The 21,681-nt window shown below is 40.1% G+C and carries 17 protein-coding genes; 9 read left to right on the top strand and 8 right to left on the bottom strand.

The window, feature by feature from the left end; translation table 11 throughout:
* Positions 1 to 65 precede the first annotated feature (65 nt).
* On the bottom strand, positions 66 to 1,013 hold the full coding sequence (locus NH454_RS20185; protein WP_253040074.1) for a RimK family alpha-L-glutamate ligase: 948 nt from the start codon (positions 1,011 to 1,013) through the stop codon (positions 66 to 68).
* A gap of 194 nt (positions 1,014 to 1,207) precedes the next feature.
* Between NH454_RS20185 and NH454_RS20180 the strand changes: the two genes are divergently transcribed.
* Positions 1,208 to 1,744, top strand: coding sequence for a hypothetical protein (locus NH454_RS20180; RefSeq protein WP_199527453.1), 537 nt, complete (start codon positions 1,208 to 1,210; stop codon positions 1,742 to 1,744).
* Positions 1,745 to 1,891: 147 nt separating this feature from the next.
* Here the strand turns inward: NH454_RS20180 and NH454_RS20175 are convergent, their stop codons facing one another.
* Positions 1,892 to 3,085, bottom strand: a complete 1,194-nt coding sequence (locus NH454_RS20175) for an ectonucleotide pyrophosphatase/phosphodiesterase (RefSeq protein WP_253040073.1) — start codon at positions 3,083 to 3,085, stop codon at positions 1,892 to 1,894.
* 353 nt (positions 3,086 to 3,438) lie between these two features.
* Between NH454_RS20175 and dgt the strand changes: the two genes are divergently transcribed.
* A complete protein-coding gene (dgt, locus tag NH454_RS20170) occupies positions 3,439 to 4,896 on the top strand; it encodes a dGTPase (RefSeq protein ID WP_253040072.1) in 1,458 nt (485 codons plus the stop codon).
* A gap of 83 nt (positions 4,897 to 4,979) precedes the next feature.
* Positions 4,980 to 7,268 (top strand): hypothetical protein, encoded by a 2,289-nt coding sequence (locus NH454_RS20165; RefSeq protein ID WP_253040071.1) that lies wholly within the window; start codon positions 4,980 to 4,982, stop codon positions 7,266 to 7,268.
* A gap of 50 nt (positions 7,269 to 7,318) precedes the next feature.
* On the opposite strand, the gene NH454_RS20160 is transcribed toward NH454_RS20165, so the two are convergent.
* Positions 7,319 to 8,011, bottom strand: a complete 693-nt coding sequence (locus NH454_RS20160; protein WP_135926723.1) for a hypothetical protein — start codon at positions 8,009 to 8,011, stop codon at positions 7,319 to 7,321.
* An 87-nt stretch (positions 8,012 to 8,098) separates the two neighbouring features.
* Positions 8,099 to 9,028, bottom strand: a complete 930-nt coding sequence (locus NH454_RS20155; RefSeq protein ID WP_253040070.1) for a LysR substrate-binding domain-containing protein — start codon at positions 9,026 to 9,028, stop codon at positions 8,099 to 8,101.
* A 113-nt stretch (positions 9,029 to 9,141) separates the two neighbouring features.
* On the opposite strand from NH454_RS20155, the gene NH454_RS20150 reads away from it, so the two are divergent.
* Positions 9,142 to 9,447, top strand: coding sequence for a hypothetical protein (locus tag NH454_RS20150; RefSeq protein ID WP_253040069.1), 306 nt, complete (start codon positions 9,142 to 9,144; stop codon positions 9,445 to 9,447).
* Positions 9,448 to 10,466: 1,019 nt separating this feature from the next.
* On the opposite strand, the gene NH454_RS20145 is transcribed toward NH454_RS20150, so the two are convergent.
* Both NH454_RS20145 and NH454_RS20140 read right to left on the bottom strand, forming a co-directional pair.
* On the bottom strand, positions 10,467 to 10,748 hold the full coding sequence (locus NH454_RS20145) for an antibiotic biosynthesis monooxygenase (RefSeq protein WP_253040068.1): 282 nt from the start codon (positions 10,746 to 10,748) through the stop codon (positions 10,467 to 10,469).
* Positions 10,745 to 10,966, bottom strand: a complete 222-nt coding sequence (locus tag NH454_RS20140; RefSeq protein ID WP_058584444.1) for a DUF2798 domain-containing protein — start codon at positions 10,964 to 10,966, stop codon at positions 10,745 to 10,747. Before NH454_RS20140 ends, NH454_RS20145 begins: the two co-directional genes overlap by 4 nt.
* An 81-nt stretch (positions 10,967 to 11,047) precedes the next feature.
* On the opposite strand from NH454_RS20140, the gene NH454_RS20135 reads away from it, so the two are divergent.
* The 4 genes from NH454_RS20135 (at position 11,048) to NH454_RS20120 (ending at position 17,365) form a co-directional block, all read left to right on the top strand.
* On the top strand, positions 11,048 to 11,902 hold the full coding sequence (locus tag NH454_RS20135) for a LysR family transcriptional regulator (protein ID WP_253040067.1): 855 nt from the start codon (positions 11,048 to 11,050) through the stop codon (positions 11,900 to 11,902).
* A gap of 308 nt (positions 11,903 to 12,210) precedes the next feature.
* Entirely contained in the window at positions 12,211 to 13,236 is a 1,026-nt protein-coding gene (locus tag NH454_RS20130; RefSeq protein ID WP_253040066.1) for a nuclease-related domain-containing protein, read from the top strand.
* A 273-nt stretch (positions 13,237 to 13,509) separates the two neighbouring features.
* Positions 13,510 to 16,662, top strand: a complete 3,153-nt coding sequence (locus NH454_RS20125; protein ID WP_253040065.1) for a DEAD/DEAH box helicase — start codon at positions 13,510 to 13,512, stop codon at positions 16,660 to 16,662.
* A 34-nt stretch (positions 16,663 to 16,696) separates the two neighbouring features.
* Positions 16,697 to 17,365, top strand: coding sequence for a hypothetical protein (locus tag NH454_RS20120; RefSeq protein WP_253040064.1), 669 nt, complete (start codon positions 16,697 to 16,699; stop codon positions 17,363 to 17,365).
* Positions 17,366 to 17,382: 17 nt separating this feature from the next.
* On the opposite strand, the gene NH454_RS20115 is transcribed toward NH454_RS20120, so the two are convergent.
* A complete protein-coding gene (locus NH454_RS20115) occupies positions 17,383 to 18,465 on the bottom strand; it encodes an HNH endonuclease (RefSeq protein WP_253040063.1) in 1,083 nt (360 codons plus the stop codon).
* 239 nt (positions 18,466 to 18,704) lie between these two features.
* A complete protein-coding gene (locus NH454_RS20110; RefSeq protein ID WP_253040062.1) occupies positions 18,705 to 19,301 on the bottom strand; it encodes a class I SAM-dependent methyltransferase in 597 nt (198 codons plus the stop codon).
* A gap of 548 nt (positions 19,302 to 19,849) precedes the next feature.
* Between NH454_RS20110 and NH454_RS20105 the strand changes: the two genes are divergently transcribed.
* Entirely contained in the window at positions 19,850 to 20,626 is a 777-nt protein-coding gene (locus NH454_RS20105) for an EAL domain-containing protein (protein WP_135926715.1), read from the top strand.
* Positions 20,627 to 21,681 lie beyond the last annotated feature (1,055 nt).

Below are 21,681 nucleotides of genomic sequence, written 5' to 3'. Positions count from 1 at the left end.
TTGTAAGTTTATTTACTATACAGATGACACAAAAAAGGCGTGTTATATACACGCCTTGAAAAATATTAAACAGCCTCTAAACAAGGCTCTTCGAGTACTTCGGGCTTATCAAAAATACCCAGACGAATGCGAATAAAGTGCAAAATCTCTTTGGCTACATCAATCCCTAACGCCCCTTCTAAACCTTCAAAACCTGGGCTTGAGTTTGCTTCACAAATTTTAAAGTGCTGCTCGTCAAATAATAAGTCAATGCCCGCTACATCAAGGTTGAGTACGTTCGCAGTTTGAGTTGCAAGCCATTCGATTTCTGGCGTGATAGGAAATGACTTGCCTGTTCCTCCAGCACTTACATTGGCTTTAAAGTTTTTACCCTGTGAGTTACGCTCCATACATGCAACAGCACGCCCACCGATAGTAAGCACTCGCAAATCTCGACCATGACTCGACTTAACAAACTGCTGTAAAATAATATTTGCCTGTGGGTTTGCCGCTTCAATAAGTTGCATTAAGTCATCAAACTCATCTTTTGATTTTGATAAAAATACGCCACTACCCTGCGAGCCCGATAACGTCTTTATCACGACAGGAAAACCAATCTGTTTTTCCACTAAATCAATGTTCACCGGAAACTTAACCAACATGGTATTTGGTGTAGGCAAATTACATTCTGCTAAAATTTGCTGTGCAAATAATTTGTCTTTTACCGTTTCAATTGATTGCGAGCTATTTACACAATACACACCTAAACGTTCCAAGTGACGAATAATTGCCAACGCAAAATAGGTTGTGCTTGCACCCATTCGTGGAATAACGAAGTCTGGTAACGCAACTGATTGCCCATCGATTAAGATGCTTTTGCCATCTTCGCGAGTAATTGTTAAATCAAACTGATCAGGCGAGTAAACATGTAAGTCGATGCCTTCTTCTTTTGCAGCAGCAAGCAAGCGCTCTACCTCGTAGGTCTCTTGCTTTAGCAAACCTTGGCTATCTTTATAAATAATCCACCCGCGCATACTCGTTACCTCTAATCTTGGGTTTATGTAACAAAAAAACGCGGATTATGCTGAGCATTGCAAACTAAGTAAAATTAATTAATTTTATCGTCACGACAATTATTACCGCAACTTACTGATTATCTATTGACCAATATGTTAACTTAAGGTAAAAATCAACATTAAGTTAACATTAAAACCCGTAAGAGAAACATGTGAACAGGACGCTTGCATTAATCTTCATTTTGCCACTCACTGCATTTGCATTGAATGAATGGCATATTCAAAGTGATGGTTTTACATCAAAACCAGACACACAACCGAATGTTGCAACTTACAATTCAGAGCAACAGGTGCTACCTCAGCAACCTACTGTTAATTTAACAGCACCGCTAAATCAGCTTTCAAACAAAGCCCATGAATTTCTCTACAAACAAGGTCGTTTGCCCGAGAAGTTAAGTGACACAGCGTTTAGTGAATTCGATTTAGATACCCTAAAAACACTTCAAGCGGGTGATAACTTGATTTTAGCTGTTGATGAAAGCCGCACTTACACGCTAGAAATAAGCAATATTATTGAAGCGAGCAATGGTGATCGGAGCGTATTTGGTAAAGTCACTGATGATGACAAGACAAGCCATCAAGCAGTGATGACCGTAACAAAAAATACTCTGCAAGGGCAGCTTAACACTCACACTGACAGCTATAAATTTATAAGCCATGGAGAATACGGCTGGGTAACGAAGTTGTAAGAGTTACAAGGGGAAAGTGGAAGCGAGCGAGATACAAGAGTAAAGTTACGAGATTCGAGATGCGAGTCTGTAGCGGCGATTTTGCATCGCGTCCTAGAGCCTAGCTCCTTTCCCCTCGCTAACTTTACTCTTTCACCTTATAACTAACTACTCAACAACCACTGGCCATAAACTTGCGCCATCGCTATCAATTGGGCTTAAGATCTCAAGACCGAGTATTTTGGCGATGAGCGGGTACACATCTAAATTACTTACTTCGTCTAAGCGCATGCCTTGTTTAAAAGCAGGGCCTTCGGCTATAAAGGTGGCGGCCATATCTTCGCTATAGGCATAACCATGAGTGCCTAAATAACCGGCCATTTTACTGTCGGTAAACACGCGAGGCGCTTCGGTTTGCAAAATAATATCACCAACTCGTGGGCCTTTATCATAGTGATAATCGTGCTTTTGCTTCTCACTTAATACGATGTAACGACCTTCAGCGGCTTTAGCGAGCTTTTTGCTGAATCCGCTGATATCTGCTTTGCTATCTGGTTTTGCATAATATAAGACGCGAGGGCCTGTGTTTTGCACTATAAAGTTTTCGTCTTGTGGCAGGCTATCAATTTTGATGCTAAGGCTTGGATCAACAGACGCCATACCATGATCAGACACAATCACTAAGTTAATGTTTTCATCAAGTGCTTTTAAACGACTCGATAAATCAGCCATTAAACTGTCGAGCTTTTGTACTGCATCATAGGTTTCTTTGGCATCTGGGCCAAACTCATGTCCCATACTATCCACCAGCGAAAAATAACTAATCACCAAACGTGGTCGCTGTGCTTTTGGTAAGCTCAACCACTGAATAATTTGGTCAACGCGTCTTTGGTAATCACTGTGTTTTGAATAATGGTAAAAATAATCAGGTAACATACCGTTAAAACGCGCATCTGACTCTGGCCAAAAATAGGTGGCTGCTTTTAAGCCCTGCATTTGTGCTAAATTCCAAAGCGGAATGCCGTTAACCCAAGTGCTATCGTCTTTACCTTTTCCCATTTTGTAGCAGTCGTTGCGCTCAGTATCACAAAAGCGGTTATCGACAATGCCATGATTAACAGGCAGCAAACCGGTAATAATCGAAATATGATTCGGAAAAGTTTTGGTTGGGTATACGGGGCGCATTTTGGTTGCTCTTACGCCCTGCTCACTGATTGCTTTTAAATGTTTCGCCTGATGTTTTTCAATGTAATCCCAACGAAACCCATCTATCGAAATAAGTACCACCGATTGCTCTTGGTCAGCTTTTACACCCGAACTGAAAAGCAATACCCCAGCTAAAACTAGTTGCCAAATACGCATAGAAAACCCTTTCGTTTAATTTTTAATTTGCTTAGAGACTTTAGCAAATAGTTTTGAAAATTTTGTGATAATGACTGCTAACTTTTTATATAACGTTTTACTAATTAGCTTTATGCATGCCACCGTAAAGATGGTTGCCAAGCATCCAAAAGACCTTACTTTATATCCCAAGGTAGGAGATAAGTATGTAAAAGCAAATCATATATGAATAAGTGGCTTAATTTAAAGTAAGACATTAATAAAAAAAGGATATTTAAATTTTAGATACAAGCTGTTAGATTAAATTTAATTATGGCTAAGTTTTGCTAACAACTCTCAACTGCGCGGCTTATATTGCTTTGTGGGAAAAATAAATGATCGATTTTAGTAAAAAAATCACCCCTGCACGCGAAATGCGTTCAACCAATAACTTGCATACTGCGCTTGAAAGTGATCGAGGTCGTATTATTAATAGCGCTGCTATTCGTCGCTTACAACAAAAAACCCAAGTTTTTCCGCTTGAACGCAATGCTGCCGTGCGCTCAAGGCTTACTCACTCTCTTGAAGTACAACAAGTGGGTCGCTTTATTGTACAAACAATTTTTAATAAGTTGAGCGATGCCAAGCAAAAAGAATATGGTTTAGTGGGGCTTGAACGGCCTTTAGAAAGCCTCGTCGAAATGGCGTGTTTAATGCACGACATAGGCAACCCACCCTTTGGCCACTTTGGCGAAGCAGCAATCAACCAATGGTTTGCTAAGCATTTAGATGCACTAACTCCTGAGCGCTGCAAAGGGATTGGTATAAGTGTTATTTTTAAACACCTCGCTGAGGATATTAAAAATTTTGAAGGTAATGCGCAGGGGATCCGCATTATCCATTCATTGCTATCACTTAATTTAACTTACAGCCAAAGTGCGGGCATTTTAAAGTACACACGCCCAGCCAGTATGCTCAAGTCAGATATTCCACAAGACAAAAACTACTTAATGAAAAAAGTCGGTTACTACTTCAGCGAAAAGCCATTTGTTGAAGCACTACAAACCGAACTTGATATAGAGCAATATTGTCGCCATCCAATCAGCTATATTATGGAAGCTGCCGACGATATCTCATACTGTCTAGCCGACATAGAAGATGCCGTAGAAAAAGGCATTATTAGCGTAGAGTCGCTCTGTGAAAAACTCAAAGAGCAATACAGCCGCACACTTACTAACCTCACAATTGACGATACCAAGCATAGTGACTTTGCCGAAAAAGCCATTGATTATGCGCTAAGCAAGGCTCAAGAACAGCCTTACAATTTTAATAGTGAGTTTTTCATCTACTTACGTGTCACTTTATTGCACCCGTTAGTGAGTTATGCAGCTGAGCGCTTTATTAATAATATCGAAGCTATTTACCACGGCGACTTTAATCAAGCGTTATTAGAAGATCGTAGTCACTTACATGCTGTCACACTTACCTTAAAACAGGTTGCACTAAAACATGTTTTTTGCCACAAAGAAGTGGAGCGTTTAGAACTACAAGGTTACCGCATTATTAGTGGCCTGCTTGATTGCTATAAACCATTACTTGCTCTTGAAGCTGATGCGTTTAAGCGTGTGTTAAAAGGCGACCAAAATTACTTAATAGAAACACGACTAGTAAAAAAACTCTCAAATAAACATTTGAACAGCTATCAAAAGGCGATTGACGCGTTAAAAGCAGAGCCCGATCACTTTGCTGCCTATGAGTTTTATTATCGTTGTCGTTTAATTCAAGATTATATTAGCGGTATGACAGACCAATTTGCCTATGACGAATACCGCGCACTCATGGTGATAGATTAAGCGATTGTGGATAAATTGCCGGTCTGAGCTTAAAATTAATTAACTACTTGGGTAACCAGATTAACCTTACTGGTAAGAGAACTATGCCAATAAAAAAACTATCTATTTTGCTGTTTCTTATAAGCATGAGCTTTGCAACTAAAGCACAATACAATGAAGCAATGTGTATATTGTTAAAACAGCAAATGCATGAGTTTCGTTTTAACACCAGCAACAAAAATTATCGTTCTGCTGCTAGAAGCTTTGAAAAAAATTGCCAGAACCCAACGCCAGTGCATAACGAAGCGGCGCTTGAAAACATTGCTGAGCAGACAATAGACTCCCCCCCCGTTTCGGTTAATAAAGTGAATCGCTCAAACGGCCACTCCGGTGCCATTTTAGGCACCCCTGAAGAAACTGCAGCACCAGAAGCAAATGCTATTAACGAAAGCGAGCAAGCTGACACCACAGCTGAACAAGCTATCCTAACAAATAGAGTGAACGACGAGCCTGCTGCACCAGAAACTCCTCAGGTTGAGAGTATCCCTAGCAATGATTTAGCAACAATGCAGGAACAACCTAAGCAAAACGCTGCAGAGACTGTTGTTGAGCCGGTAATTGAGGCTATTAAAGAACCTACTGAAATCTCGCCTGAGTTCGAGCCACAAACACCAGTACAAGAGCCTGTTGCAACAGAAACAAATAATGCGCAGACAAATAACACTCCTATTCCCGAGCCAACACCAGCGCCGGTTCAGAATAATGAAGTTAGCTCATCAAGTTCACTGTTAGTGCCAAGTTTAATCGTTTTACTCATTTTGCTTATCGCAGGATTAGTTATTGTTCGAATTCGTCAAAATAAACAAAACGATTCAGATTCAGAGTTAGCACAAGATTTACTCCATGCTCAGGCTATAAAAGCTGCAGCTGAGGCTAAAGCACAAAAAAATCAAAACGACTCAGACTTTTTAGCTCCTGAGCCAACACCAGAATTAAACAGCTCTTCAGCTTATGACAGTAATACTTCTGCGCCATATGATTCATTTTCTGCCTCTGAAAACCAGCAACCAGAAAAACAAGAAGACGATTTCACGAACTTTAATGCAACAACAGAAGAGCAAGCTCCAACTGATGATACGTGGGCTGATCTAAATTACGCGCAAAATAAACAGAGCACGGCTTTAATAGATAATGAGCCAGAGCAAGCGGAAGAAAACGAGCCTGAAGAGCCTCGCTTTAGCTCGTCGTCATTTGGTTTTGACGAATACAAAGCACCAACTACTGATGATGAGCCAGCACAAGAGCAACCTGAAGAAAGCGAGCCTGAAGAGCCACGCTTTAGCTCGTCGTCTTTTGGTTTTGACGAATACAAAACACCAGTTACCGATGATGAGCCAGCACTAGATCAACCTGAAGCAAGCGAGCCTGAAGAGCCAAGCTTTAGCTCGTCATCATTTGGTTTTGACGAATACAAAACACCAGTTACCGATGATGAGCCAGCACTAGAGCAACCTGAAGAAAGCGAGCCTGAAGAGCCACGCTTTAGCTCATCGTCATTTGGTTTTGACGAATACAAAGCACCAGTAACTGATGATGAGCCAGCACTAGATCAACCTGAAGCAAGCGAGCCTGAAGAGCCAAGCTTTAGCTCGTCATCATTTGGTTTTGACGAATACAAAACACCAGTTACCGATGATGAGCCAGCACAAGAGCAACCTGAAGAAAACGAGCCCGAAGAGCCACGCTTTAGCTCATCGTCATTTGGTTTTGACGAATACAAAGCACCAATTACCGATGATGAGCCAGCACTAGAGCAACCTGAAGCAAGCGAGCCTGAAGAGCCAAGCTTTAGCTCATCGTCATTTGGTTTTGACGAATACAAAACACCAAATACCGAAGAAAAACCTAAACATGATGACGTACCCGAGTACGACTTATCATCATTAGTCAATGAGGATCTTTCATTCACTGAAGATTTTAGTAAAACAGATCAAACACCTACACATGAAATATCTGCAGATGATGATATTAGCGATGATGATTTAGCAAAAGCGTTGCAAGCACTTGAGTTAGAGTTGCAGGATGAGCCTGTAAGCTTTGACGATACCGAGCAAGACGACACCCCCACAATTTCACTAGATGAAAGCCATCAAGGTAAAGATGCTTATTCAGCTGATGAAGAAACGACAGATCAGCAAAAAGAAGATGTACTACCAGACGATGAGCAAACCGATGAAAAACCCAATAACCCATTTGCTAATTTGTCACTAGACCCAGCATGGGATCCAGAGTCAAACGAAAAGCCTGTTATTGAAAACAAAGCAAAACAGCCAAAATCACAAGCTTTAATTGACGCAGAAGAGCGCGCAAAAAAATTTAAAACTGACGATTAAGAACTTACCATGTAGCAAGGTAACAAGGCATCATTCCTTGCTACATGGAATTATTTAATTGACGCTCTTGATTGCATAAGCCAATGATAAACAAAAATTATTGAGAAAAAAGCTGTCAACGCAATGCAGCACAACACGATAATATTCGCTGGTAATATAGTTTCACTTGTACGGCTATATCGCTTTGACTCTTGCTGAGCAAGAATTTTTGCTCGCTCAGCTTTGCTTGGCAAAATAAACTCATGAAATGTGTCTGTTGGTTTTGCTTCTGAGCGGGTTGTTTGTACATTTTTTTGCTGCCATAGCATATCAAATTGCTGAAACTGAATTTGTTTGTTTTCAATACACCAATCTAAATTTTTAAGCTCTAACGCTTTTTCTATACACCGGGTGGGCATTACATAAAAACGCTCCCATGCCGCTTGTTTGCTGCTTAACGCTTGCGCTGTGAGAGGTTGAGATACTGAGCTTTCTAAATCAGAAAAATCTTTACGGTACAAAGCATTGGTTTTTTCAGCTATTTGCTCTTTGGTAAAACATGACTCAGAAATACGTGATGATAAATTATCAATACGTAATTTATAGACACTTATTTCATCAAGCAAATGGGCTTTACGAAGTGCAGATTGCAACTCTTTGCGTTCAGTTTGCATACGTTTACATTCATTCTGAGACTCAGTGGGCTGAGCTAACAAACATGCAGGAATAAACAGAAAAGCTGCAATTAAAATCCTTTTAAACATATATTTACGTCACTGTAAAAATTTAGAGGTACAGCGTATCATTTTGAATTAAAACTGCAACACTTCTTAGCAAATCATCCTAAAGAATTACTTTTTATTTCCCATTAATTTGGCTTGTCGCGATTTATAGTGTTGATCATCATATGCAAATTGCTTCTGCAGCCAGTCTTTAAATAATTGGACTTTTTGCCATTTAAAATGCTCTAAAGGTGCTGCAAGGTAATACTTGTACTGGCAATGGTATTCAAAATCCGGATAAATCTCTAACTGCTCATGTAAAAGTTGAGACTCAATTAACCGCCGCCTAACCAAAGCAATTCCTTGTCCTGCAAGCGTAGCTTGGATCACCAATGCCGCGTTATCTATCTCAAGCGAGGGCAAAGCATCAGGGCTGACTGCAAGTTCATCAGCCAACTTTAGCCAACCGCGCTCTGCATCTGGACAAATATCTTTTATTAATTTTTGCTCTAACACCTGATTTTTTAGTGACTTAGAAGTATCTAGTGCCCCTGGTTTATAAGCCAAAAATAAACTGTCGTCACTGATGAGCTCACTATGCAAGCCCGGGTAACTACCTTGACCAAAACGAATACCTAAATCGACCTGCCCCGCTGAAAAGTCAGCAAGCTGATCGCTGGGTTCAATACGCACTTTGATATGGGGATATTTGTTTTGAAAGTCGCTAATTCGGCCAAGCAACCAACCACTGGCGAACGAAGGTAGCACAGTTAAGTTTAACGTATTTGGGTGGCTATCTTGGCTAACTGCCTGCACACCGGCCTGCAAATGGCTAAACCCCTTAAGTACATGGGGTAACAGCTGTTCACCTTGGCGGGTAAGCTCAACATAACGGGTATGACGAGTAAACAAATTACAATCAAGCTGTTGTTCTAACAAGCGAATTTGTTGGCTAACAGCTGCTTGGCTAACAAATAATTGCTCTGCTGCAAGCTTAAAACTACCTAACTCTGCCGCGTGCTTAAAATACCAAAGGCTTTTTAATGGAGGTAACTGCATACGCACTTATGGTTAATAAAAACTTAAGCATAGGCAATTTTTAATCGTTTGTCAGTAGTGGTAACACGAGTAATACTCATACAGCCAACCGCGACAAGACTAGGACAACCATCATGAAATACTTAATTATTTTATTGCTTTTATGTGCTTCAAGCTTTAGTTATGCCAACCAACCCGTAATAACGCAGCTTGATACCGATGAAGGCTACCCTTATAAAAACTTAATTCAAAAAGTAGAACGAGTAGAAATTCGTTATGTAGAACACCAGCATTCGGTGACCTGCAAAGTCAATGTACAAACACTGCGCAACCAATATATGGGCAAAGAACAAACAGTCTCTGCCAAGCTGTTTGCAAAACGCCCAATGGCCGCGTGTTTAACCCGCAAAAAGGCCAAGCAAATCCTGCATATGCTGTAACCATTTCAACCTTGTTAAACTAGGCTACGAATAGCTGTACTTCCCCAGTAGCCTAGTTTTTTCCTATCAAAGTAAACGTGTTTCGTGCGTTTAAATGTAGAGACGAGCGGTTTGCTAGATCATTCTTCGAACCACAGAGGAAGACAAGGAGTCCTCTAAAGCGAAGCGTCTCTTATCCTCTTTGTGAAATTACCTTCTCTGTGCAGCGCGCAGCGCCTCGGTGCCCTCTGTGGTTCAAATATCTTTATTCACAAAGAGAAGTGAATGAGAAGACAACGAGGAAACCCAAATAACTTCACCAACCTTCTTCTCAGACGCAGCCAGTAACCTATTTATCGAGACTAACTGTTTGCTAGATCTTTTTTCGAACCACAGAGGACATAGAGAGCACAGAGGAATACAAGGAGTTCTCTAGAGCGCAGCGCCTCTTATCCTCTTTGTGAAATTACCTTCTCTGTGAAGCGCGCAGCGCCTCGGTGCCCTCTGTGGTTCAAATATCTTTATTCACAAAGAGAAGTGAATGAGAAGACAACGAGGAAACCCAAATAACTTCACCAACCTTCTTCTCAGACGCAGCCAGTAACCTATTTATCGAGACTAACTGTTTGCTAGATCTTTTTTCGAACCACAGAGGACACAGAGAGCACAGAGGAATACAAGGAGTTCTCTAGAGCGCAGCGCCTCTTATCCTCTTTGTGAAATTACCTTCTCTGTGAAGCGCGCAGCGCCTCGGTGCCCTCTGTGGTTCAAATATCTATATTCACAAAGTGAAGTGAACAAGAAAACAACGAGATACTAGTTAAGCCAATTAGTTATTTTCCTCTAAAGCGAAGCGCCTCTTAATCTCTTTGTGAGTATTAGTTTTTCTCTGTGCAGCGCAGCGCCTCGGTGCCCTCTGTGGTTCAAATATCTATATTCACAAAGTGAAATGAATGAGAAGACAACGAGATACTAATTAAGCCAATTAGTTGTTTTCCTCTAAAGCGCAGCGCCTCTTAATCTCTTTGTGAATATTAAATCTAAAGCTCCTCCACCTTCTCTACCTCAACTGGCTCCGCCAACGCATTTTCATAAAACGCGAACACCGCTTTGGTATAAGGCTGAGCATAATGCTCATCAAGGGCAGCTTGCGATTCAAACTGCTCAACTAAAAATAAACAACGCTGCTCTTTGCTTGCAAACAGCTCAAAACGATTACAACCAGGCTCTGCACGAGTAGCAACTAATATGCCCTGTAAACGCCCTTTACAGTCATCAAATAATGCCGCCTTTGGGGTAATTTTTGCCACGATATTAATCATACTGACTCCTTACTAAATAACTTTAAAACCAATGCCCGAATTGGCGGGGCAACCGTAAAAGCCACCACAAACGCAGCAGGCCATGCATTGGCAAATGCCTTCATCCAACTCAGAAAAAATGTATCGCTCAGCCCTAAGTTGACATAAGTGACCCATGCCGAAAGTAAAAACGACATTAAAAACGAAAATGCCGCAGTAAAAGTAAAATGAATTTTCATATGTCCTCCTTGGCGTTACTATATTTGCACAGGCTAAGTGGCAACAGTCACGAAAATGCAAACTAAGATTGAGGGAGTCGTATGCTGGATGATCTGCATTTATTTATTGAAATAGCGCGCCGTAAAAGCATGAGCCAAACAGCAAAAGATTTAGGACTGAATCTATCAACCCTATCAAGGCGTATTCAGGCGTTAGAAGAAAAACTCGCAGAGCCATTACTGCAACGCACAGCCCGAGGCATTGTGTTAACCGCCAAAGGTGAATCACTGTATAACGAGTTAGGCGAGCAAGTGCTTGCTCTTAACAGCCAGCTTGAGCAGTTAAATGACTCACCCGCCGCAAAAGAGTTTTACCTGTTGTGCCCACAAAACATCATTGCGGGCCCACTGATGGGGGCCGTTAATCAGTTTGCGATGGCAAACCCTACGCTAAACCTCCACATTTACCCAAGTAATGCCAACAGCCAATTAAGCCAAAAACGTTTTGACTTAGCTATTCGCATTGGCGAACAACAAGACTCAAGCTATTTTCAAAAGCGCCTAGGCATGATTGCTATAAAGCTGATTAAAAAGAAAGATGCCCCAACATCAAGGCTGATACTGCCCTATTCAGAGTCACAACTCCCCAGCGGTTTGCTAAACAAATTAAAAACCGAGTATGAACACATAAGTTTTTGTTTTGATATTACAATCGCCAGAAAAATGGTTGAAGCAGGCTATGGCATTGGCTTACTACCAATGAGCGAAATTTGCTGTATAGACGACACCAGCGACTTTAGCTATATCGAATCACCCCAAAGTATTCCCGCAAGGCCAATTTACGCCCTCTGGCCACATTCACGCACACCATCAGCAAATGCCCAGTTGTTGATAGAACAACTCCAAACCAGTATTGCAGACTCACCGAGTTTACAAGGAGAGGTGTTGGTGCTTTAGTTGCGAGTCATTGTAGGTCGGGCTTCAGCCCGTCTAGTAACTCAATAATAAGGTTTATAAAAACTCTTGTAGCAGCGATTTTATATCGCGTTTTAAATCCCTCCCCCCCTGTCGCCATAAATGACGACCTACACCGTAGGTCGGGCTTTAGCCCGTCAAATAACTCAATATTAAGGTTTATAAATAAACTTGTAGCAGCGATTTTATATCGCGTTTGTTTAATTTTCTAAAATCCATCATTAAGTTTAATATTTAAATTTTGCATTTCGATGGTACCCTATACGAATACATGACAGAACGGACTTCTCATGATTTTAAAAGATAAAACACCTTCAACCTCACTATCAATCAAGATTAAAGCTGGGGACAAGCAAGAGCTAGATGTCGCATTTTATTTGCGCCGAGCATTCAAAGAGCATCCACAAGTGTTCGTATTTAATGATGTTAAATTTAAGCACAATAACGAATCAGCACAGATAGACCACTTAATTGTTTATACATATGGGTTTATTTTAATCGAATCAAAAAGCATAACAGGCGAAGTTGCCATAAATGAGCATCAGGAATGGAGCCGTAGTTATCGAGGAAAATGGCAAGGAATGCCATCACCAATAAAGCAAGTTGAACTCCAACAAGCCTTATTAAAAAGTTTAGTGACGAGTAACGCAGAGCAGTTACTTCCCAAAATGTTTGGAAAATTACAGCAGAACTTCGGAGGACGAGAATGGCATAGCATCTGCGCAATTTCGAGCAATGCCATAATCAATCGAGATAGCATGCCACAGTCACTTGAAGATCGATTAATTAAATCTGAATTTTTAGCTGATAAGCTTTTAGAGATAATGAAGTTACCAGCATCACCCCCTAACCCACTGCACTTTTTTTCAACTAACGTGCGCCCATGGTTTAATGAGGAAAGCCTATCTAAGATTTGTCAGTTTCTTTTAGCTCAAAATATTAAATCAACCGAGCAACCAGTAAACGAAGAGTCACCAGTAACCCTTAATGAACCCGAATCAATTTACAAAAGTGAAATTAAAGAAGAGGTTTTATTAAGTGCTGAGGAACCTAAAGTCATACACTTAAAGTGTAAAAATTGTAGTAATGAACAGACTCTTGAAGCCCGTTCAGGGCGATATGGATACTATGTCAATTGCTCAAACTGTAATACGAATACTCCGATGAAAGCACCGTGTATTAAATGTAATGATCAAAATACGAAAGTTAGTAAGCGTAAAGATACTTACTCATTGATTTGTGATGGTTGTGGTAATAAAGCGCTAATAAAATTTGATAATAATGTCGCGTTGGCGACGGCAACCAAAGAGAAGTAAACGCCGACTTCTCTTTGGAATCTCTCGGCGCCCCGAGGTTCACACTGTTCCCTCAATTTGAATTAATTAAATAAACGTAACCAGCGTAGATAGGCCATCCGTGGCCAAGCTACGCTTTTTACAGCATCCGTGCTGTTAATTACTCATAATTAATTTAATTTCGGGTGTGAACACGGGGAAAACCTCAGCAATCGCCTGCAACTGAACAATGAGTTATTTCTTGTTTTCATTAGCTATTTCAGTAAACTGGCTGTAAATAACAGGGAGTGGTTTATGGAACAGGTTGGCATTTACGAGCAGCTTATTACTCAAGTGATTGAGCAGAATTTAGATCGTAAGCAATTTTATGTAGGAGAACGCCAACTAGAATGTGCCGAAGCCGCAACTTGGTTAGCTCGATTTTTAGGAAAGCTAGTCGCACATGCGATTGATGCTATCCCCCACTCTAAAGATCGATTAAGCGAACAAATTGATTTAGCTAATAAATTAGTTTTATGGCTTAAAGATCATATTAAAGACGATGAGCTAATCAATGAAAACCTCATAGATAGCCAAGGTAAAATTCTTACAGCTCTATTCAATACTGAAAACCCTGTAGCAACTAATCTCAAAGACTACTCAAACAGCATTTTCCCACTAACAGGTCTTACACAAAGTGAGTTATTTAGCGGCGCAAATGCAGGCCTATCTCTTGAGACTGAGCTTAAAAGAGAAATTAAATCAGCTGATACCATTTATTGGCTCGTTTCATTTATCAAATGGACTGGACTGCGGATATTTAAAAGTGAGCTAGAAGCCTTTACAAGAAAAGGTAATAAGCTAAAAGTAATCACCACCTCATACATGGGTGCAACAGACGCGAAAGCAGTTGAGTTCTTAGCTAGCTTACCCAACACAGAAGTAAAACTAAGCTACAACAATCAACAAGAACGTTTACACGCTAAATCTTACTTATTTATGCGTAACACAGGTTTTCATACAGGCTACATTGGTTCATCAAACTTATCACATTCAGCACTCACCAGCGGCCTTGAGTGGAATTTAAAAATTACCGCGCAAGAAATACCGCATATTATTGCTAAAACCAAAAGCACCTTTGAAACCTATTGGCAGTCGCCAGATTTTGAATTATTTAGCGGCAAAGTTGAATGCAAAGAAAAGCTAATAAACTCACTTAATGAGCAGCGTGGTAAAGGCCAATCAAGTAACCAGTTTTATTTTGATATCACACCAAAAACTCATCAATTAGCTATTTTAGAAAAACTAAGTGTTGAACGAAGTGTTCATAATCGATTTAGAAACTTAGTGGTGGCTGCAACAGGCACTGGCAAAACCATCATATCGGCATTCGATTTTAAAACCGTGTATGACAAAAAACCAAATGCCAATTTTTTATTCGTCGCGCATCGAGAAGAGATCCTCACTCAAGCACAAAGTGCCTATCGTGGTGTGCTAAAAAATAACGATTTCGGCGAGCTTTGGGTCGGTAACTATAAACCTCAAAGATACAACCAGTTATTTGCCTCAATTCAGACTCTTAATAATCAAATCGACAACATGAAGTTGAGCGCTGATTTTTATGATTACATTGTTATCGATGAAGTACATCACGTAAGCGCAGCAAGTTACCGCGGTATTCTTAACCACTTTAAACCAAACATTTTATTAGGCTTAACTGCCACGCCAGAAAGGCAAGATGGTGCAAATATTTTGGAAGATTTCTGTGGCGTAATTGCAGCAGAGATCCGCTTACCAGAAGCAATAAATCAACGCCATTTGTGCCCATTCCAATACTTTGGGCTTGATGATGATATAGATTTAAGCAAAATAACTTGGCGTGGCGGTCGTTATGATATTAGCGAATTGAGTAAGCTTTATACGGGGGAGAACAACCGCGCAAATAGAATCATATCGTGCCTCAATGAAATCGCCACAAATATTCACACAATTAAAGCCTTAGCATTCTGTGTTAGCCAAGATCATGCTGAATTTATGGCTAGTAAATTTAACCTTGCAGGTATAAGTGCAGACGTACTTACTAGTAAAAATACTCATGAGCGAAATCACAAACAGCAGGCGCTTAGAAGAGGTGAAATAAAGATCCTCTGTGTAGTAGATATTTTTAATGAAGGGGTAGATATCCCTGAAGTTGATACTCTGCTTTTTTTACGGCCAACAGAAAGCCTAACGTTATTTTTACAGCAGTTAGGACGGGGCCTGCGTTTACCTGACAATAGCCAAAAACAATGCTGCACCGTTCTCGATTTTGTTGGTAACGCTCGCCCAGAGTATGACTTTGCTAATAAGTTTCGAGCTCTAATTGGCAAAACTAACCAGTCAATAAAAGCCGAAATAGAAAATGATTTTCCGCATTTGCCGTTGGGTTGCAGTATAGAGCTGCAAGAACGTACCCAAAAAGCAATTTTGCGTAATATCCAACAGGCAACTAATAGCAAAAGGCGCTTGCAACAGCTTATAAGTAGCTATTCACAACATACTAACGCCCAACTATCTCTAAGTAACTTTTTAACCATAAACCCTCAAGTGACGTTAGAAGATATTTATAAACCGAAGGAAAATAAGCTCGGTGGCTGGTACTGGTTAAAAGGCGATGAAATACCAGTAGAGCAAGTCGACATTTATTCTGCGTATTATCGTGCAATCAATACTCAATTACTCAGTTGCAACTCACTGAGCTATTTGAGCTTTTTACGCGATTTATGTAACAGCGACTTTAGCATTGAAGTAACGCCTAAAAATCAACAATACGCTCTAATGGCTCATTACAATTTTTGGGATAACACTGGCACAAGTCTGGGGTTTAAATCTATTAAGGAAAGCTTACAAGCACTAAAAAACCCACTATTACAACACGAGTTATCTGAAGTGATTATGCTTTTAATAAACCGTATTCAGCAACTAGAAAGTAATTTAACGTGCCTCCCTAATCACGCAATAAAATTACACAGCCGTTATACACGCCAGCAAATATTAGCTGCATTTGGTGCACATACGTTTGATAAAAAATCAACTGCACGCGAAGGCGTATTAGAGTTCAAAAAACAAAATTTAGAATTACTTTTTGTAACCCTCAACAAATGCGAAAAAACCTATTCGCCAACAACGCTATACCATGACTATGCAATCAGCCCTACTCTGTTTCATTGGCAAACGCAAAACAGCGCACGACCAGAACACGGCCGCGGCCTAAGCTACATTCAGCACCAACAAACAGGCAAAACCATCTTGTTGTTTGTGCGTGAACAAAGCAAAGATGAAAACGGTAGAACAATGGGATTCGTTAACTACGGCGAGGTTAAATACCAAAGCCACAATGGCAGCCAACCAATGAATATTACTTGGGAGCTAACAAACCCCATGCCAAGTGAAATGTGGCATGAGGCAGGGAAGTTAGCGGTTGGGTGATTTGGAAAATATAATGTTCATATAAAGGAACGAAATGAAAAATATCAGATTTTTTGCACTTATTGCTTGTTCAATCCCACTTTTTGTTATTCTTACTGCTTACAGTAGGTTTGGATTTTCGCCACAATCATCAATTGAACAATGGGGAGCATTTGGTGACTTCATGGGGGGAGTTTTAAACCCCATTTTTGCATTCCTATCATTCCTATGTTTATTGATAGCAATAGTTCTACAGAACTTAGAATTAAAAGAGACAAGGAAAGAGTTCAGCCGTTTAGCTACTGCAAATGAAGAGCAAGTTTCAATAATTTCGAAACAGCATTATAACGATGATACTTACAAGGTAATACAAATAGTTACAGATAGAATTAATCGTAATTATAATGAAAATAACTTAATGGGAAATTCTCTATCTTTAAAGACGATTCTTCTTGGTAAAGTTAATTATAATGAAAACCCTGATTTTAAATTTTTATATTCTAAAGGCATCGATACCAATAGCATCGAATATAAAGTTTTACGAACTTTAGAAAATGATCTTACATTGTTAAAAGAGCTATTGATTGAGTACAGTAACTTACAAAACTTTAATTCAGTATCTCCTTTAGTTAATTTTTACAAAAATGAATACGAGCACTTAGTAAGCGCATTAACTTCTCATTCCTTAATAAATACTGATTTGAGAGTTTACTACCTAAAATAGTATAGCTTTTGGTGCTATTAAGAATCATATAAGTGATTTGTCTGCGCGACTAAATCTAACGCGTGGACATTTTTACTTCCCGCCAACTCAAATCTATCTTTTGCAAGCCAGAGTTTCGCGCCATTGCTGCTGGCTACTTGGTATGCCCAGTTGCTTACTGCAAGAGATTTATCTACATCACAATGAAAATAGCGAGTTAGTTCATTAGTGAGCAGCTGGCTGTGACGATCTAGATTTTGGTCTTGCCAACGTTCGCGGTGCAGCTGGGCTGCTAAAAAGTCACGCTTACTGTTATTACAACTTCGATGGGCGGCAACAAAATTATGGCCTAAATCGTTAGCGTAGCGGGCAAAGGGAATAAAGTGATCAACTTCTATCGCGCTATTGAGTGGCTTTTGACAATAAAAGCATAGGCCTTTTTGTATTTCGACTAAGATTGGTTTTGCTTTGTTTAGTGCTGTACGGTCGAAACCAAATAAAAAGTCATGCAGTTGGCTTTGCGGGCCAATAAGTGCTTGATTGTGCTTGATGCTTTGAATCTTCTGTAGCCATGCGTTTTTGGCTAAATAGACAACTAAATCGTAAAAGCGTCTAAAGCAAGCAGCTATGCCTGCGTTTAGAGTGATATAGCTTTTGCCTTTTGTGTGCGGATATAAAAAGCACTCTTCTTGTTTAGCAAGAATTTGTAAGCGCCACAACGGGCCTGTTTTTAACGTGTCTAAAGCTGCTTTGTAAGTGGTATGCCAGTAAGGGCTTAATTTAAGCTGGCGCAAGCTACGAATATTGTTTTGCTGGCACTCGTATAGTACCGCAATCACTTTTGATTGCGCACCCGAGTTTTGTTTAAGTAAAGCACTTTCACCACTATGAGCAGAAGAAAATGGCACTGCATGGTGCCAATAAAGCTCTATTAACTTTTCAGCTAGCTTAGCAAGATCAATGTTTAACTCGCTAGCTTCATACATCATTGGTTGCTCAACACAAACATCAGCCAATGCATGTAATAGTGCAAACTTATATGTCGCACTAAAATCACCTTCCACCAGCATACGCTGAATGTAAGCAATGAAATCGAGTTGCTGCTGCATGGCCATCATCAATCAAGCCTTAAGTGTACTTTTGAAAGGTGCTTTAAAGTTCATGAGCCGTTCCCTGTTTACGTAATCATATTTGCCACTTATGCTCATAACGCATTGTTGTAACTTGAATATTGGCGATTTAGTTTAGGAACAATCTAGCATGAAAAGCTATTGCAAATATAGGATTTTAGGTAGAGCTATACTCTAAAACCCATACAATATTGGGAGAGCTGCGGTATAGCCTGCTATACCGCAGTAAACTACTTCATTGTTCTTCTATGCAGAATGGCGTTTAGCCATGTTTCTGTGGCGCGCTCAGGGCGTTGGTCGGCGCTTTGCCAAGACTTGAGGATAAATAGGTCGGTGCCTTTAATAATACTCTCAAGGGCTTGTTCGTTTAGGTCGGTAAATTCGCGACCGTTGTGTTCGCGCTCGCCTTCGCCGTATTTAAATGATACATACACGATGCCTTGTGGCTTTAATGCGCGGGCAAGGTTATTAAATGCGTCGGTTAAGTCGTTTTTTGCTACGTGAATAAGGCTTGCGCAGCACCAAATGCCGTCGTATTTAGCAACGTCGTTTAGCTCTAGGAAGCTGCTTACAGCTACGTCTTGGTTTAAATATTCTGACGCCAATTTTGCCATCGCTGGGCTGATATCGAATGCATCTACGCTATAACCACGCTCTTTAAAGATGAAGGCGTCGCGGCCAGAGCCACAACCGGCATCGAGTAAAGCGCCTTTTTTTGGGATCAGCGGTAAGAATTCGTCATAAAGTTCATTGAGGTCTACATCGAGTGTGGCATCTACAAATGCTTGCGCATTTTGGTTGTAGTATTCGACGGTTTTGGATGCCATTTTACTTCCTTTATATTGGCAAGATTGCTTGGCGCTAAAATACCATTAAAGCTAGGTACTAAAAAGATATCAAATTGATTTTAAGTATTTTTGGCGGGAAATATTTTTATACTCCAGCGTAATAGATGAGGCACAATATTGAAGAAATAATACTCACAAAGTGGATAAGAGACGCTGCGCTTTAGAGGAAAAACTAATAGGATTAACTAGTATCTCATTGTCTTCTCATTCACTTCTCTTTGTGCAAAAAGATATTTGAACCACAGAGTTCATCGAGGCGCTGCGCGCTACACAGAGTAAAACCAATACTCACAAAGAGGCTAAGAGACGCTGTGCTATAGAGGTAAAAACTAATTGGCTTAACTAGTATCTCATTGTCTTCTCATTGTGCATAAAGAACCTACAGTAAATAAATGCCTGTTTGACACTATGTAAAACGGCAGCTACATATTTTCTCTATAGTTTTATACTTTTAACTCAACAACATTGCACAATTGGCAATTTACTAGCACTATTATGTATTAAGAAGACTTTAGTCTGAGGTAAGCATGCACGACAAGCAAACTCATTGCCAGCCAACAGGTTGCAATAACTGTAAAGACAAACTAGAACTTGGCTTTGATTTCACCATGGCTTTTCAGCCTATCATTGACTGCGCAGCAAAGCAGATCTTTGGTTATGAAGCATTAGTTCGCGGGCCTAATAATGAGTCGGCTTATTCTGTTATCTCACAAGTGAACGATGAGAACCGCTATACCTTCGACCAACTTTGTCGTATCAAAGCTATTTCGCTTGCAGCAAAGCTAAAGCTTGATTCTATTTTGAGTATCAACTTTTTACCTAACGCGATTTACAAACCTGAGCGCTGTATTAGAACAACCCTTGAAGCAGCTAAACAATATGACTTTCCGGTAGAGCAGATTATGTTTGAATTTACCGAGGTTGAGCAAGTTGAAGACACGAATCACATTAAACGTGTTGTTGAATATTATCAGTCGTTGGGGTTTATTACGGCTACGGATGATTTTGGTTCTGGTTATTCGGGTTTAAATTTATTGGCTGACTTTCAAAGCAATATTATTAAACTTGATATGGCACTAATTAGAGATATTCATTTAAATAAAACTCGTCAAGCAATTGTGAGCCATTGTATTGCGATGTTTGATGAATTAAATATCACTACGCTGGCTGAGGGTATTGAAACGATTGAGGAATATCAATGGTTACGCCAAGCTGGGGTGAGTTTAATGCAAGGTTATTTATTTGCACGTCCGGGTTTTGAGAGTTTGCCTGAGGTAGATTTTAGTCTGTTGCGTGAGGCTTAAAACTCGCGTCAGCCCGCATCAGATTTATATCAAAAACCTAATTTACAAAGAGATCATAAGACGCTGCGCTTTAGAGGATTTATATAAAGTAGCTGTCTATTTCAAATGCTCATTGTCTTCTCATTCACTTCTCTTTGTGAAGTACATATTTGAACCACAGAGGTCACCGAGGCGCTGCGCGCTACACAGAGACACCAAAATTCACAAAGAGGATAAGAGACGCTGCGCTTTAGAGGATTCATATTAAGTAGCTGTCTATTTCGCATACTCATTGTCTTCTCATTCACTTCTCTTTGTGAAATAAAGATTTGAACTACAGAGGACACCGAGGCGCAGCGCGCTACACAGAGACACCAAAATTCACAAAGAGGATAAGAGACACTTCGCTTTAGAGAGGTATACTTTAATACCTCCGTTTCTTCCTCTGTGCTCTCTATGTCCTCTGTGGTTCAAAAAAGATCTGGCAAACTGCTCTTCTCGATAAATAGGTTACTTGGCTGTGTCTTAGAAGAAAGTTGGTGAAGTTAATTTGGGTTTCCTCATTGTCTTCTCATTCACTTCTCTTTGTGAATAAAAATATTGGAACCACAGAGGTCACCGAGGCGCTGCGCGCTACACAGAGACACCAAAATTCACAAAGAGGATAAGAGACGCTGCGCTTTAGAGAAGTACACTTTAATACCTCCGTTTCTTCCTCTGCGCTCTCTGTGTCCTCTGTGGTTCGAAAAAATCTAGCAAACAGTTCGTCTCGATAAATAGATTACTTGGCTGTGTCTTAGAAGAAGGTTGGTGAAGTTAATTTGGGTTTCCTCATTGTCTTCTCATTCACTTCTCTTTGTGAAATAAAGACTTGAACCACAGAGATGTATGGACTCCCCTCCCACAGGGGGGTAACGTAATAAGCGACAAAACTTTTACAAAAGGAGTTCATACATGGTGAATCTTAACGTTATTGCGATTGATTTAGCAAAAAATAATTATCAAGTTTGTAAAATAGGTAAAGAGCGACAAGTTATATACAACAAAGAAGTATCTAGACAAAAACTACTTCAGTT

Origin of the sequence: Pseudoalteromonas sp. Ps84H-4, from assembly GCF_024124645.1 — a bacterium.
In the GTDB taxonomy this organism is placed as follows: Bacteria; Pseudomonadota; Gammaproteobacteria; order Enterobacterales; family Alteromonadaceae; genus Pseudoalteromonas; species Pseudoalteromonas lipolytica_C.
Note: the sequence above shows the minus strand (reverse complement) of the source record. Positions and strands in the feature narration are given on the sequence as shown.